Genomic DNA, 14,224 nt, shown 5'->3' on the forward strand with positions numbered 1-14,224 from the left:
ACTGATGACGACAACCGGCCCACGGCCTGACGGACAACCTGATATCCACAACAGTCTTCAAGACTGAGGGGCTTTTGAGGACCGTCAGGAGCGGCTCACATCATGGATCGGGCATAGCTGCCCATCAGGAATCCGGATAGATTAGAGCAAGCCTTCCCTGTCATTGTTCATCACGATTCTGTCCTTGCAAAGTTCAGGCTGACCATAGATTGTGGCGACAAGCCCCTTGCATCCCAAGCGCCCCCGAAGGCTCGCGACTTCCCCGGCAACAAAGACGCTGGCGAGGCGCTGGCCAACTCGCGATTCGCTACCGTCGAATCGCTCGGACAAGGGCCAGCTTAAGACCTCGCCAGCGCCTTTGTTGCCGGCGCGAGCCTACGCGGGAGGGTGGCTGGCGCAAGGACGTCGCATCTTGGCGGCCGTCGTATCCGTATTTAATTACGACAGCGCCAAACAAAAAGGGCCGGCGCGCGGCCGGCCCTTGGCGTGGGGCTGGATTTACTTCTTGTTGGTGTACATGAAGGTTTCCATGCCCAGCTCGGCGAGGTTGAACCAGCCGTGCTCGAGCGCGCGGAATTTCTTCCACGGCGCGTAGATCTTGGCGAACGCCGGGTTCTTGGCCGCCTCTTCCTCGTACAGCTTGAACGCCTCGGTGTGCGCGGCCTTCATGATGTCTGCCGGGTACTTCTTCAGCTTGGTGCCCTTTTGCAGCAGCGACACCAGCGCCTGTGGGTTCTTCGCGTCGTACTCGGCGAGCATCAAGAGGTTCGCCTCGGCGGCGGCGGTTTCGAACGCGAGCTGGTAGTCCTTCGGCAGCTTCGCCCATTCCTTGCTGTTCACGTAGAACGACAGGTTCGGGCCCGGTTCCCAGAAGCCCGGGTAGTAGTAGAACTTGGCGACCTTGTAAAAGCCGAGCTTCTCGTCGTCGTACGGGCCGACCCATTCGGTCGCGTCGATGGTGCCTTTTTCCAGTGCCGGGTAGATGTCGCCGCCCGGGATGGACTGCGGGATCGCGCCGAGCTTGGCCATGATCTCGCCGCCGAAGCCCGGGATGCGCATCTTCAGGCCCTTGAGGTCGGCGAGCGACTTCACTTCATTACGGAACCAGCCGCCCATCTGGCAGCCGGTGTTGCCGCCCGGGAAGTTGACGATGTTGTACTGCGCGAACAGTTCGCGCATCAGCTTCATGCCGCCGCCGTAGTAGAGCCAGGCGTTCTGCTGGCGCGCGGTCAGGCCGAACGGCAAGGACGTATCGAAGGCGAACGCCTTGTTCTTGCCGACGTAGTAGTAGCTGGCGGTATGGCCGCACTCGACGGTGCCGTTCTGCACCACGTCGAGCACCTGGTTGCCCGGGGCGATCTCGCCGCCCGGGAATACGCGGATCTGGAACTTGCCGCCGGTCAGCTCGGCAACGCGTTTGGACAGTTGTTCGGCGCCGCCGTAGATGGTGTCGAGGCTCTTGGGGAAGCTCGACGCCATGCGCCAGCGTACGGTCGGGCCGTCGGCGGCCAAGGCGGGTGCGCTGACGGCGGCAGCGGTGGCGCCGGCGACACCGGCTTTCTTCAGGAAGGAACGTCTCTCCATGGTCTTCTCCTTTGGGGCTGCGCTCTGCTGGCGCTCTTTGTTGCCCGTTTTACGTTGCTGTCGGTGGTGCGGACGGGAGTGATTGCGACAAAAAAGCGGAGCCCGAGGGCCCCGCTGCCGGGTTTACTTCACGCGGTTGCTGTACATGAACGAATCCATGCCCAGTTCTGCGAGGTTGAACCAGCCATGCTCGAGCGCGCGGAACTTCTTCCACGGGCCGTAGATCTTGGCGAAGGTCGGGTTCTTCTTCGCCTCTTCCTCGTAGAGCTGGAACGCGATGGTCTGCGCGGCCTTCATGATGTCCGCCGGGTACTTCTTCAGCTTGACGCCCTTTTGCAGCAGGCGCACCAGGGCCTGCGGGTTCTGCGCGTCGTACTGGGCGAGCATGGTCAGGTTAGCTTCGGCTGCGGCCGCCTCGAACGCTTCCTTGTACAGCTTGGGCAGCTTTTCCCACTGCGCCTTGTTGACGATGAAGGACAGCGTCGGGCCCGGCTCCCAGAAGCCCGGGTAGTAGTAGTAAGGCGCGACCTTGTAAAAGCCGAGCTTCTCGTCGTCGTACGGGCCGACCCATTCGGTCGCGTCGATGGTGCCTTTTTCCAGCGCCGGGTAGATGTCGCCGGCCGGCAGCGACTGCGGGATCGCGCCCATCTTGGCCATGATCTCGCCGCCGAAGCCCGGGATGCGCATCTTCAGGCCCTTGAGGTCGGCGAGCGACTTCACTTCCTTGCGGAACCAGCCGCCCATCTGGCAGCCGGTGTTGCCGCCCGGGAAGTTCACGCAGCCATACTGCGCGTAGAGTTCACGCGTCGCCTTCAGGCCGCCGCCGTAGTAGAGCCACGCGTTCTGCTGGCGCGAAGTCAGGCCGAACGGCATCGAGGTGTCGAAGGCGAACGCCTTGTTCTTGCCGACGTAGTAGTAGCCGGCGGTGTGGCCGCACTCGACGGTGTTGTTCTGTACGACATCCAGCACCTGGTTGCCCGGGGCGATTTCGCCGGCCGGGAACACGCGGATCTGGAACTTGCCGCCGGTCAGCTCGGCGATGCGGCGGGACATGCGCTCGGCCGCGCCGTAGATGGTGTCGAGGCTCTTGGGGAAGCTCGACGCCAGGCGCCAGCGGATGGCCGGCAGGTCGGCCGCCAGCGCGGGTGCGCTGACAGTCGCGGCGGCAGCGCCGGCGACGCCGGCTTTCTTGAGGAAGGAACGTCTTTCCATGTTTTTCTCCTGGTTATGCAAAGCAGCGCGCAGGATGGGGCTGCGCGCTTGAATCGGGGCTTACTGGCCTGTCAGCGCCTTGAGGGCGGCGTCGCTCTCGTCGGGGGTGCTGGCGGTTGCGCCGCTGGCGTCGCCGCCTTCACCGGTCAGCGACGAGAGCGCGGCGGCGCTTTCGTCGGCCGCACCGGACGCGTCGCCGTAGCTCTCGCTGTCGGTCGAGAGCTGTTCGAGCACCATTTCGGCCTTGCTCTCGTCGACGACGATTTCCTTGTCACGCAGCGCGGTGGTCAGCTGCGGGAAGGCGATCACGATGCCGATCATCACGATCTGGATCAGCACGTAGGGGATGGCGCCCTTGTAGATGTTGCCGCTGCTGACTTCCTTGGGCGCGACGCTCCTGAGGAAGAACAGCGCGAAGCCGAACGGCGGGTGCATGAACGAGGTCTGCATGTTCACCGCGAGGATCACGCCGAACCAGACCAGGTCGATGCCGAGGCTCTCTGCAACCGGCGCCAACAGCGGCACCAGGATGAAGGCGATCTCGAAGAAGTCGAGGAAGAACGCGAGGAAGAACACCAGCACGTTGACCGCGATCAGGAAGCCGACCTCACCGCCTGGCAGCGAGGTCATCAGGTGTTCGACCCACTTGTCGCCGTCGACGCCCAAGAAGGCGATGCGGAAGACGCGCGCGCCGATCAGGATGAACACCACGAAGGTGGTCAGCTTCAGCGTCGAGTCCATCGCCTGCTTGAGCAGGCCCATGTCCAGCTTGCGGTTGATCACGGCGAGGATGATGGCGCCGACCGCGCCCATCGCACCGCCCTCGGTCGGGGTCGCGATGCCGAGGAAGATGGTGCCCAGCACCAGGAAGATCAGCAGCAGCGGCGGCACCATCACCAAGAGCACGCGGGCGAACAGTGCGCCGCCGCGCAGGGTGCGCGCCTCTTCCGGCAGGGCAGGCGCCCACTGCGGCTTCACCATGGTTACGCCGAAGATGAACATCGCGTAGAGCGCGCACAGGCCCAGACCCGGCAGCAGCGCGGCCGCGTACATGTCGCCGACCGAAGTGCCCAGCTGGTCGGCCAGCACGATCAGCACCAGGCTGGGCGGGATGATCTGCGCGAGCGTGCCGGAGGCGGCGATCACGCCGGTGGCGATCTTCTGGTCGTAGCCGTAGCGCAGCATGATGGGCAGCGAGATCAGGCCCATCGAGATCACCGACGCGGCGACCACGCCGGTGGTTGCGGCGAGCAGGGCGCCGACGAAGATCACCGCGTAGGCGATGCCGCCGCGCACGCGGCCGAACAGCTGGCCGATGGTCTCGAGCATCGCCTCGGCCATGCCGGAGCGCTCGAGGATCAGGCCCATGAAGGTGAAGAAGGGGATCGCCAGCAGCGTGTCGTTACGCATGATGTCGAACACCTGGCGCGGCAGGGCCTGCAGGAGTTCGGGGCGCAGCAGTTCAAAGTGGATGCCGACCCAGCTGAAAAACAGGCCGACCGCGGCGAGCGCGAAGGCAACCGGGTAGCCGATCAGCAGGAACAGGATCAGCGACCCGAACATGATTGGGGCCATCAATTCGAGGCTCATACGTGTTCATCCTCTTTCGGGTCGATTGCCTTGTCGAGCGGGTTGGGGGCGATGCCCGCCAAGAAGCCGACGCGCTTGATGATTTCGGAGACGCCCTGCAGGGTGAGCAGCGTGAAGCCGATGGGGATCAGCACCAGCACCGGCCAGCGGATCAGGCCGCCGTTGTCGGCCGACATCTCGCCGCTGATCCACGCGTCCATGAACATTGGCCAGCCGAAGTAGACGAGCAGGGTGCTAAAGGGCAGCAGGAACAGCACGGTGCACACGATGTCGAGCAGCGCCTGGCCGCGCGCCGACAGCTTGCTGGAGAGCAGGTCGATGCGGATGTGTTCGTTCTTCTGCAGCGTGTACGCGCCGGCGAACAGGAACATCGCCGAGAACAGATACCACTGGATTTCGAGGAAGCCGTTTGAGCTGACGTGGAATATTTTGCGGACGACGGCGTTGCCGGCGCTGATGAGCACGACAATCAGCACGATCCATGATGCGGACCGGCCTATGCGCGCGTTGATCGCGTCGATCAGACGCGACAGGGCGAGCAGGGTGTGCACGATTTCTCCTGAGTGTGGAAGGCCTGAGGCTTGTTATCGTTATCCGGGTATTATTCCGGATGACAAAATACTAATCCTTTGGCATTTCAGAAGAAAGGGTGCGCCCCTCAGGGATTCCCCGCATGGGCGGTAGAGCAGGAGGGCGTGCCTGCGCTTGCCCGGGCGGGGCGGGAGGCTTGCGCGGTTGGGAAGGGCTGCGTGTGTCGGCGGCTGGCGCGCACTGCTACGCCAGCATGAATGCGGCGTAGCAGTGCGCGCAGGCCCTTACTGGAACAGGGTGCGCCCGCCCTGGTAGCGGGCCTGGAACCAGGGGTTGCTCAGCGATTCGACGCGGATCTGGCTGTTGGTGCGCGGCGCGTGAACGAACTTGCCGTCGCCGATGTAGATCCCCATGTGGGAGAACGGGCGGTCCATGGTGTTGAAGAACACGAAGTCGCCGACGCGCAGCCGCGTGTCGGATACCGGACGGCTCGCTTCGGCGATTTGCGCGGCGGTGCGCGGCAGCTCGACTCCCAGCGCCTGCCGGTAGATGTAGCCAGCCATGCCGCTGCAGTCGAGCCCGGCCTCGGGGTTGCTGCCGCCGAAGCGGTAGTCGATGCCCAACAGGCTCATCGTCACCATCAGCACTTCGCGCCCCGCGCCTTCGGCCTTGAGCGAGGAGAGCGCGAGCGAAGGCCTGGGGCGCGGCGGCTTTTTCGGCGGCGTGCTCGAGCATGCCGCGATGAGCAGGATCAGGCCGAGGGTGGCAAGACGGTGGGTCTGCATGGCTTAGCCTTGTTTGGCTTCGAGTTCTTCCCAGCGCGCGAGCTTGTCGAGCAGCTCTTCCTCGATCGCCTCGATCCTGGCCTGCCACTGGCGCGCGTCCTGCGGCTTGTCGCGATAGACCGCCGGGTCGAGCAGCTGCTGGTTGAGCGTGGCCTGCTCGGCTTCCAGCGCGGCGATCGCGTCGGGCAGTGCGGCAAGCTCGCGCGTCTCGTTGAAGCTCAGCTTCTGCGCACGGTTTTTCTGGCGGTCGGCCTTGTTCTCGCGCGCGGCGGCCGGGGCGGCGGCCTTGGCGGCGGGGGCGAGCTCGGCCATGCGGGCCCTCGCGTCGACCCAGTCCTGGTAGCCGCCCGGGTATTCTTCCAGCTTGCCGTCGCCCTCGAACGCGACCACCTGGGTGACCACGTTGTCGAGGAAGGCACGGTCGTGGCTGACCAGGAATACGGTGCCCGCGTAGTCGGCGATCAGGTTTTCCAGGAGTTCGAGGGTGTCGATGTCCAGGTCGTTGGTCGGCTCGTCGAGCACCAGCACGTTGGCCGGACGCGTGAACAGGCGCGCGAGCAGCAGGCGGTTGCGCTCGCCGCCGGAGAGCGAGCGCACCGGGCTTCGGGCGCGGGCCGGGTCGAACAGGAAGTCCTCGAGGTAGCTCATCACGTGCTTGCGCAGGCCGCCGACTTCGACGTAGTCGTTGCCTTGGCCCAGCGTGTCGAACACCGTCTCGTCTTCGTTGAGGAGCTCGCGGAACTGGTCGAAGTAGGCAATTTCCAGGCGGGTGCCCTGGCGTACCGTGCCGCTGTCCGGCTGGATTTCGCCGAGGATCAGCTTGAGCAGCGTGGTCTTGCCGGCGCCGTTCGGCCCGATCAGGCCGATCTTGTCGCCGCGCAGGATGCGCGTGGTGAAGTCGCGGATCAGCACGCGACCGTCGTAGCCTTTGCTTACGTGCTCTAGCTCGGCGACCAGCTTGCCCGAGCGCTCGCCTGCGTCGAGCTGGAAGTTGACCTGGCCCACGCGGTTGCGCCGTGCGGCGCGTTCGCGGCGGATCGCCTCCAGCCGGCGTACCCGGCCTTCGTTGCGCGTGCGACGCGCCTCGATGCCCTTGCGGATCCACACTTCTTCCTGTGCGTGGAACTTGTCGAATACCCGGTTCTGCTCGGCCTCGATCGCGAGCTCCTCGGCCTTCTTCACCTGGTAGGCACCGAAGCTGCCCGGGTAGCTGCGCAGCACGCCGCGGTCCAGTTCGACGATGCGGGTGGCGACGTTGTCGAGGAAGCGGCGATCGTGGGTGATCAGCAGTACGGCGCCGGGGAAGGCCTTGAGCAGGCCCTCCAGCCACTCGATGGCGGCGACGTCCAGGTGGTTGGTCGGCTCGTCGAGCAGCAGCACGTCGGGGCGGGCGGCCAGCGCGCGCGCCAGCGCGACGCGCTTCTTCCAGCCGCCGGAGAGGCTGTCGACGCTGACGTCGGCGTCCAGGCCCAAGTGGGTGAGGGCGGTCGAGATCAGCGCGTCGAACGCCCAGCCGTCCTGTGCCTCGATCGCGTGCTGGATCTCGGTCAGGCGTGCCATCCGTGCGCTGTCGTCGCCATGGCCCAGCTCGCGGGTGAGCTTGTGGTACTCGGCGAGCGAGTCGCGCAGTTCGCCCAGGCCCTCGGCGACCGCGTCGAACACGGTCTGCCCGGCGGCGAACTGCGGCTCCTGCGGCACCCAGCCGACCGAGAGGTCGTTCTTCATGTTGATGCGGCCGTCGTCCAGGCGGATCTCGCCGGCGACAGCCTTGATCAGCGAGGACTTGCCTGCGCCGTTGCGGCCGATCAGGCCGACGACCTCGCCCGGCTCGAGGGCAAAGTCGACTTGGTCCAGCAATGCGTGGTGTCCGAAGGCGAGCGAGGCCTTCTCGACGGTAATCAGCGCCATGGGGTCGATATCGGTGAGAGCTTACAATGGCGCGTATTGTAGCAGGGACGGCCAGCCTGCCGTGCGCCTTGGGGCCTGTCACGATCTGCTGCGCGCGGGCGCAAGGCGTTTAAAACGGCCTCGAAGTGCAGGTGTTTCCGTGTGCATGCCGGTTTCCCAGCCGTTTTTGCCTTGTCTAGCCCTTGCCCGCGAGCGCGGGAACGCGCGCTTAGCGCGCCGGGCGCGCAGCATGTACAATGCGCGCGGGCGCAGGCCGTGCCTTGGCGGCCCGCATCATTTGCATCCCAGACCTGAAGGTGAGTCCATGTATTTCGTCGACCGTTCCGTAGCCATCATCAAGCCGCGCCAGCCCTTCCTCGACTGGCTGACCAGCGTCGCCGGGGACGATATGGTCGACCTCACCCTGGACAACCTGCGCGCCGACTGCACCGCCTTGCTGGTGCCCGAGTACGACGAGCCGGAAGAGGCGGTCGCCTGGATCGACGAGCGCGCCGAGCAGCTGTTCCGCCAGGAACTCGCCAGCTGGCACGAGGACGAGGCCGCCTGGCCGGCCGACCGTTCGCTGATGGTGTTCTGGCAGTGGTTCGACGTCGAGTTCCACTCGCTGGTGCTCGACTCGGTCGACGCGCCGATCGAGAACAGCCCGGCGCTCGACGCGTAAGCGCGGGCGCGCCGCTGGTGGCGATGCGCCCCTTCGTGCTGCTGGCGCGCCCCTCGCGCCTGGCACGCTTGCTCGCCACGTTGTTCGCGGCCGCCTTTGCCTTGGCTGTCTTTTTTTACGCGCTGCCGGTCTGGTTGCTGCCGGTCCTGTTTGCCGCGTGGCTGATGGTGCTGGCGAGCGAGGGCTATTTGCCCTGGCGGCGTCCGGTCATCGGCGTGCGCGTCGACGCCGCGGGCGGCCTTTACCTGCTGCCCGGCGGTGAAGGGCCCTGTATCGTGTCGGAGGCGTCGCTCGCCAGCCGCTACCTGACCGTGCTGGTGTGCCGCACCGCGCATCGCCGTTACCGGCTGGTGCTGTGGCCGGACAGTACCGACCCCGAATCCCTGCGCCGCCTGCGCGTGCATTTGCGCTGGCAACGCCCCCTGCTAGACGGAGATCCCGATGCACAAGCCTGACCGCCACGCGCCGCTCGTAGAGTGGCTTGCCTACCTGGAAGCCATCCACCCGGTCGTGATCGATATGGGGCTTAGCCGTGTCGACGCGGTCAGGCAGGCGATGGGCCTCTCGCCGGATTTTCCCGTGGTGCTGATCGGCGGCACCAACGGCAAGGGCTCGGTCGCGGCGATGGTGTCGACCATCCTCAAGTGTGCGGGCTACAAGGTCGGCACCTATACCTCGCCGCACATCCTGCATTACAACGAGCGGGTCGCCATCGACCTCACGCCGGCGGGCGACGCGACCATCGTCGACGGTTTGGCGGCGGTCGAGGCGGCGCGCGGCGACGTCTCGCTCACTTATTTCGAATATGGCACGCTGGCGGCGATGAAGACCTTCGTCGACGCGAAGGTCGACGTCGCGGTGCTCGAGGTGGGGCTGGGCGGTAGGCTCGACGCGACCAACGTGTTCGACGCCGACGTCAGCGCCGTGGTCAGTGTCGACCTCGACCACCAGGCCTTCCTCGGCGACACCCGGGAGGCGATCGGCTTCGAGAAGGCCGGCATCTACCGCGCAGGGCGCACCGCGATCTGCGCCGACCCCAACCCGCCCGCGTCGCTGGTCGCGCAGATCGGCAAGGTCGGTGCGCGTGCCATGCTGCTGGGGCAGGACTACCGCTACGAACGCCTGGACGCACAGTGGAACTTCCGCGCAGGCGAACGCGCACGCTTCGCGCTGCCGCTGCCGGCGCTGCGCGGCGCGTACCAGCTGGGCAACGCGGCGTGTGCGCTGGCGATCATCGACGCGCTGCGCGAACGCCTGCCGGTCGACCTGGGTGCCGTCAAGCGCGGCCTGTTGGAAGTGAGCTGGCCGGGGCGCTTCCAGGTGCTGCCCGGCCGCCCGCAGGTGGTGCTCGACGTCGGCCACAACCCGCACGCGGCACGCGCGCTGTCGGCCGGTCTGCGCCAGTTGCCGTTCGCGTCCCGTCGCATCGCGGTGTTCTCGATGCTCGCCGACAAGGACATGAAGACGGTGGTCGATACCCTGCGCGACGACTTCGACGCGTGGTACGTGGCGCCGCTGGAAGGCTCGCGTGCGCTCAGTGCAGAAGAACTCTCGGCGCGGCTCGCCGACAGCGGGGTCGACGGCGTGCGCCGTTTCCCCGACATTGCAAGCGCCTGGCATGCCGCCTTATCGGAGGCGGGCGACGATGGTAGAATCTGCGTCTTCGGATCGTTCCATACCGTCGCCGCCGTGATGGCGGCGCGCAGCGAGGCTTGAAATCGACATGGCAGGACTCTCCCAGCAGCAGGAACTCGTGCAGCTCAGGAAGCGTGCGCGCCGGCGTCTGGTCGGCGCGATCGTGCTGGTGCTGGTGTCGACCGCTGTGCTGTGGAACGTGGTCGGCGCGATCCCCGACCAGAAGATGAAGCCCGAGGCGATCGAGATCGTCGGTCTCGAAACCAGCCAGCCGGCCGCCGCGCCGGTGCCGGCGCAGCCGGCGTCCGCGCCGCAGGCGGATGCAGCCTCTGCGCCCCTCGAAGCCTTGCCGCCTGCCGGTGCGACCGAACTGCCGGCCGCGCTGCCCGAGGACGGCACGGTAGTGCCGCTGCCGGCGACGCCGGCGCCCGCCCAGCCTTCTGCCGCGGCCAAGCCCGTGCTGCCGCTGCCGTCAGTCACGGCGGCGGTCGCGCCACAGCCTGCCCCCAAGCCCGCGCCGAAACCCGAACCCAAGCCGGTGCCCAAGCCCGCACCGAAGCCCGAGCCCAAACCCAAGGCAGCGCCCGAGCGCGACCCCTTGGCCATCCTCGAGGGACGCGCGTCGTTCGACGAGCACAAAGCGCCCGCCAAGGCGGCCGAGGCAAGCCCGCAGGGCACGCGCTACATGGTGCAGCTGGCGGCACTGTCCGACCCGGCCAAGGTCGACGCGCTGCGCGCGCGCCTGGCCTCCAACGGCCTGTCGGCTAGCTTCAGCAAGGTCACCACCAGCAAGGGCGAGGTGGTACGGGTGCGCATGGGGCCGTTCGCCAGCCGGCAGGAAGCCGACGCGGCGCTCGCGCGCCTGTCGCGCGCCGGGGTGAGCGGCATCGTCGTGAGCAAATGACATGACGAGTTTCGATTACGTGATGCTGGCGATCGTCGCCGGCTCGATGCTGGTCGCGCTGATGCGCGGTCTGGTCGCAGAGATCCTGTCGCTGACCTCGTGGCTGGTCGCGTTGTGGGTCGCCAAGGAGTACGCGGCCGTCGCCGCGCCCTTTTTGCCCTTGCCGGGCGAGGGTCTGCAGCTTATCGGCGGCTTCGTCGTGCTCTTCTTCGGCTGCTGGCTCGCGACCGCGCTGTTGCGCACGACGCTCACCGGGGTGCTCGGCGCGACCGGGCTCTCCGGCGTCGACCGTTTTTTCGGCGTGATCTTCGGCCTAGTGCGCGGCCTGCTGCTCGCGACGGTACTCGTGCTCGTCGGCGGCCTGTCGACGCTGCCGCAACAGCCGGTGTGGCGGGATGCGGTGTTCGCCGAGCCCCTGCAGTCGGTCGCTCTCTCTCTCAGGCCCTGGCTGCCGCAGGCGCTCGCCAGCCGCATCCGTTACGGTTAAAGGCGGCGTTGCCGCCCGGATTACAACAAGCAGTACTTCAATCGGGGAAGTTTGAATATGTGTGGAATTCTCGGCGTCGTGGCGGCCTCGCCCGTCAACCAGCTCCTGTATGACGGGCTGCAGGTGCTGCAGCACCGCGGGCAGGACGCGGCGGGCATCGCGACGGCCCACGGCAAGACCTTTCACATGCACAAGGGCAGCGGGATGGTGCGCGACGTGTTCCGCACCCGCAACATGCGCTCCTTGCAGGGCAACGCCGGGATCGCGCACGTGCGCTACCCGACCGCGGGCTCGGCGTCCAACCTGGCCGAGGCGCAGCCCTTCTACGTCAACTCCCCGTTCGGCGTGGTGCTCGCGCATAACGGCAACCTGACCAATACCGAGGCGCTGAAGGCGGAGATGATCCGCCACGACCTGCGCCACATCAACACCAACTCCGATTCCGAAGTGCTGCTCAACGTGTTCGCGCACGAATTGTCACAGCGCGTGGTCGACTTCGAGCTGTCGGTCGACGCGATCTTCGACGCGGTCGCCGCCGTGCACCGTCGCGTCAAGGGTGCGTACGCGGTGGTCGCGATGATCGCCGGTTACGGCCTGGTCGCGTTCCGCGACCCCAACGGGATCCGTCCGCTGGTGATCGGCACCGCCGAGAACCACGGTCGCACCGAATACATGTTTGCCAGCGAGTCGGTCGCGCTCGACTGCTCGGGCTTCTCCATCCTGCGCGACGTTCAGCCCGGCGAGTGCGTGTACGTCGACTTTGCCGGAGACTTCAACGCGCGGGTGGTCACCCCGGGCCACGTGCACGCGCCTTGCCTGTTCGAATACGTGTATTTCGCGCGGCCGGACAGCGTGATCGACGGCGCGTCGGTCTACCAGGCGCGCCTGGTGATGGGTGACATGCTGGCCGACAAGGTCCGCCGCGCGCTGCCCGAACTCGACATCGACGTGGTGGTGCCCATCCCGGACACCAGCCGACCGAGCGCCCTGCAACTGGCGACCAGCCTCGGCCTGCCGTACCGCGAGGGCTTCATCAAGAACCGCTATATCGGCCGCACCTTCATCATGCCGGGGCAGGCGGTGCGCAAGAAGTCGGTGCGCCAGAAGCTCAACCCGGTCGCCTGCGAGTTCAAGGGCCGCAACGTGCTCTTGGTCGACGACTCCATCGTGCGCGGTACTACCTCCAAGGAGATCGTGCAGATGGCGCGCGACGCCGGCGCCAACAAGGTGTACTTCGCGTCGGCCGCGCCGGCGGTGCGTTTCCCCAACGTGTACGGCATCGACATGCCGACCCGCGCCGAACTGCTGGCGACCGGCCGCGACGAGCGCGAGATCGCCGCCGAGATCGGCGCCGACGCGGTGTTCTATCAGGACCTCGCCGCGCTGGAAGAGGCGGTGCACACAGTCAACGCGCAGCTGACCCGCTTCGAGAACTCCTGCTTCTCCGGCGAGTACGTGACCGGCGACATCGACGACGCCTACCTCGACCGCGTCGAGGCCGCCCGCAAGGCGGGCAAGGGTGCCGACGGCAGCGAGCAGATGCTCGACCTCAACCTGAATGTCGCCGAGCAGAACCTGATGTAAGCGCAGGTATGCGCCAAAGCCGGCCGCCGTCGTATGACGGCGGCCATTTTTTTGGTAAGTTGTCAGCGGCATGCGCGTGCGTGCCGCCTAGAACGACAAAGAGACTCCCATGAGCGAAGCCCAATACCACCCCCAGACGCTGGCGATCCGTGCCGGCCGCGAGACATCTGCCTTCGGCGAACACAGCCAGGCGCTGTTTTTGACCTCCAGCTTCACCTACGCGAACGCGGCCGAGGCCGCCGCGATGTTCTCGGGCGAGCAGGACGGCTACACCTATTCGCGTTTCACCAACCCGACCGTCGCCGCGTTCCAGGCGCGGCTGGCCGCGCTCGAGGGCGGCGAGCGCGCGCAGGCCACCTCCAGCGGTATGGCGGCGATCCAGGCGGTGATGCTGACTTTCCTCAAGTCAGGCGACCATGTCGTCGCCTCGCAAAGCCTGTTCGGCTCGACCACCAACCTGCTGCTCGGGCTGGCAAAGTTCGGCATCGAGGTGAGCTTCGTCGAGGGGGGGAGCGTGGACGCCTGGCGCGCGGCGGTGCGCCCGGCCACCCGCCTCTTTTTCCTCGAGACGCCGTCCAACCCGCTGACCGAGATCGTCGACATCGCGGCGGTCGCCGCGCTCGCGCGCGAAGCCGGGGCCTTGAGCGTGGTCGACAACTGCTTCTGTACGCCGGCGTTGCAGCGTCCGCTCGAACTGGGCGCGGACCTGGTCGTGCATTCGGCGACCAAGTCGCTAGACGGGCACGGCCGCGTACTGGGCGGCGCGGTGGTCGGCGCCGACGCGCTGGTCGAGCAGGTCTACCTGCATGTGCGCACCGCGGGGCCGACGCTCTCGCCGTTTAACGCGTGGGTGCTGCTGTCGGGCCTGGAGACGCTTCATGTGCGGATGGCGCAGCAGTGCGCGAGCGCGCTTGAGCTGGCGCGCTACCTGGAGACGGTGCCGGGCGTCGAGCGCGTGTATTACCCGGGCCTCGAAAGCCACCCGCAGCACGCGCTGGCCGCGCGGCAGCAGTCGGGCGGCGGCGCGGTGGTGTCCTTCGTGGTGGCGGGCGGCCGCGCCGCGGCGTGGGCGGTGTACGACGCGTGCCGCCTGATTTCTCGTACCGCGAACCTGGGCGACGTGAAGACGACGATCACCCACCCGGCGTCGACCACGCACGCGCGCATCAGCGCCGAAGCGCGCGAGAAGGCGGGGATAGGCGAGGGTCTGCTGCGCGTCGCGGTCGGCCTCGAACACGTGGACGACCTGAAGGCCGACCTTGCGCGGGGTTTGCTGGGGTAGAACGATTGCTCGAAAAACATACGTTCTTATCAAACGGCAGCTAGAATGGCTGCCGTTTCCA

The 14,224-nt window shown here is 66.7% G+C and carries 13 protein-coding genes; 7 read left to right on the plus strand and 6 right to left on the minus strand.

Going from position 1 to position 14,224, the window contains the following annotated elements; genetic code table 11:
* Positions 1–498: 498 nt before the first annotated feature.
* The 6 genes from GZH52_RS05290 to GZH52_RS05315 form a co-directional block, all read right to left on the minus strand.
* Positions 499–1,584: a TRAP transporter substrate-binding protein gene (locus GZH52_RS05290; protein ID WP_163315449.1), complete on the minus strand. Its 1,086-nt coding sequence runs from the start codon at positions 1,582–1,584 to the stop codon at positions 499–501.
* 123 nt (positions 1,585–1,707) lie between these two features.
* A complete protein-coding gene (locus GZH52_RS05295; RefSeq protein ID WP_163315450.1) occupies positions 1,708–2,796 on the minus strand; it encodes a TRAP transporter substrate-binding protein in 1,089 nt (362 codons plus the stop codon).
* A 60-nt stretch (positions 2,797–2,856) separates the two neighbouring features.
* The gene (locus GZH52_RS05300; RefSeq protein ID WP_163315451.1) at positions 2,857–4,386 is read right to left on the minus strand and encodes a TRAP transporter large permease; all 1,530 of its coding nucleotides are present in this window, start codon (positions 4,384–4,386) and stop codon (positions 2,857–2,859) included.
* Positions 4,383–4,937 carry a TRAP transporter small permease subunit gene (locus GZH52_RS05305; protein WP_163315452.1) on the minus strand — a complete coding sequence of 185 codons (555 nt, stop codon included), beginning with the start codon at positions 4,935–4,937 and terminating at the stop codon, positions 4,383–4,385. The genes GZH52_RS05300 and GZH52_RS05305 overlap by 4 nt, the downstream gene beginning before the upstream one ends.
* 264 nt (positions 4,938–5,201) lie before the next feature.
* A complete protein-coding gene (locus tag GZH52_RS05310; protein WP_163315453.1) occupies positions 5,202–5,702 on the minus strand; it encodes a C40 family peptidase in 501 nt (166 codons plus the stop codon).
* Positions 5,703–5,705: 3 nt separating this feature from the next.
* On the minus strand, positions 5,706–7,610 hold the full coding sequence (locus tag GZH52_RS05315; protein ID WP_163315454.1) for an ATP-binding cassette domain-containing protein: 1,905 nt from the start codon (positions 7,608–7,610) through the stop codon (positions 5,706–5,708).
* 304 nt (positions 7,611–7,914) lie between these two features.
* Between GZH52_RS05315 and GZH52_RS05320 the strand changes: the two genes are divergently transcribed.
* From GZH52_RS05320 to GZH52_RS05350, 7 genes are all read left to right on the plus strand, one after another.
* Entirely contained in the window at positions 7,915–8,271 is a 357-nt protein-coding gene (locus GZH52_RS05320; RefSeq protein WP_163315455.1) for a hypothetical protein, read from the plus strand.
* 17 nt (positions 8,272–8,288) lie between these two features.
* Positions 8,289–8,726, plus strand: a complete 438-nt coding sequence (locus GZH52_RS05325; protein WP_163315456.1) for a protein YgfX — start codon at positions 8,289–8,291, stop codon at positions 8,724–8,726.
* Complete coding sequence (gene folC, locus GZH52_RS05330) at positions 8,713–9,987, plus strand: bifunctional tetrahydrofolate synthase/dihydrofolate synthase (RefSeq protein WP_163315457.1); 1,275 nt, start codon at positions 8,713–8,715, stop codon at positions 9,985–9,987. The genes GZH52_RS05325 and folC overlap by 14 nt, the downstream gene beginning before the upstream one ends.
* A gap of 7 nt (positions 9,988–9,994) precedes the next feature.
* Complete coding sequence (locus GZH52_RS05335; RefSeq protein WP_163315458.1) at positions 9,995–10,810, plus strand: SPOR domain-containing protein; 816 nt, start codon at positions 9,995–9,997, stop codon at positions 10,808–10,810.
* 1 nt (position 10,811) lies between these two features.
* Positions 10,812–11,297, plus strand: a complete 486-nt coding sequence (locus GZH52_RS05340) for a CvpA family protein (protein ID WP_163315459.1) — start codon at positions 10,812–10,814, stop codon at positions 11,295–11,297.
* A gap of 57 nt (positions 11,298–11,354) precedes the next feature.
* Entirely contained in the window at positions 11,355–12,881 is a 1,527-nt protein-coding gene (gene purF / locus GZH52_RS05345) for an amidophosphoribosyltransferase (RefSeq protein ID WP_163315460.1), read from the plus strand.
* A 109-nt stretch (positions 12,882–12,990) separates the two neighbouring features.
* Entirely contained in the window at positions 12,991–14,163 is a 1,173-nt protein-coding gene (locus GZH52_RS05350) for an O-succinylhomoserine sulfhydrylase (RefSeq protein WP_163315461.1), read from the plus strand.
* The last annotated feature ends 61 nt before the right edge of the window (positions 14,164–14,224 follow it).

The organism is Crenobacter caeni, assembly GCF_010435965.1.
Classification (GTDB): Bacteria; Pseudomonadota; Gammaproteobacteria; order Burkholderiales; family Chromobacteriaceae; genus Craterilacuibacter; species Craterilacuibacter caeni.

Bases quoted from the DNA above. Each gene is read 5' to 3' on its own strand.
- GZH52_RS05320 (WP_163315455.1), top strand. From the start codon at position 7,915: ATGTATTTCGTCGACCGTTCCGTAGCCATCATCAAGCCGCGCCAGCCC.
- GZH52_RS05290 (WP_163315449.1), bottom strand. From the start codon at position 1,584: ATGGAGAGACGTTCCTTCCTGAAGAAAGCCGGTGTCGCCGGCGCCACC.
- GZH52_RS05340 (WP_163315459.1), top strand. From the start codon at position 10,812: ATGACGAGTTTCGATTACGTGATGCTGGCGATCGTCGCCGGCTCGATG.
- GZH52_RS05295 (WP_163315450.1), bottom strand. From the start codon at position 2,796: ATGGAAAGACGTTCCTTCCTCAAGAAAGCCGGCGTCGCCGGCGCTGCC.
- GZH52_RS05310 (WP_163315453.1), bottom strand. From the start codon at position 5,702: ATGCAGACCCACCGTCTTGCCACCCTCGGCCTGATCCTGCTCATCGCG.
- GZH52_RS05315 (WP_163315454.1), bottom strand. From the start codon at position 7,610: ATGGCGCTGATTACCGTCGAGAAGGCCTCGCTCGCCTTCGGACACCAC.
- GZH52_RS05335 (WP_163315458.1), top strand. From the start codon at position 9,995: ATGGCAGGACTCTCCCAGCAGCAGGAACTCGTGCAGCTCAGGAAGCGT.
- folC (WP_163315457.1), top strand. From the start codon at position 8,713: ATGCACAAGCCTGACCGCCACGCGCCGCTCGTAGAGTGGCTTGCCTAC.
- GZH52_RS05350 (WP_163315461.1), top strand. From the start codon at position 12,991: ATGAGCGAAGCCCAATACCACCCCCAGACGCTGGCGATCCGTGCCGGC.
- GZH52_RS05300 (WP_163315451.1), bottom strand. From the start codon at position 4,386: ATGAGCCTCGAATTGATGGCCCCAATCATGTTCGGGTCGCTGATCCTG.
- purF (WP_163315460.1), top strand. From the start codon at position 11,355: ATGTGTGGAATTCTCGGCGTCGTGGCGGCCTCGCCCGTCAACCAGCTC.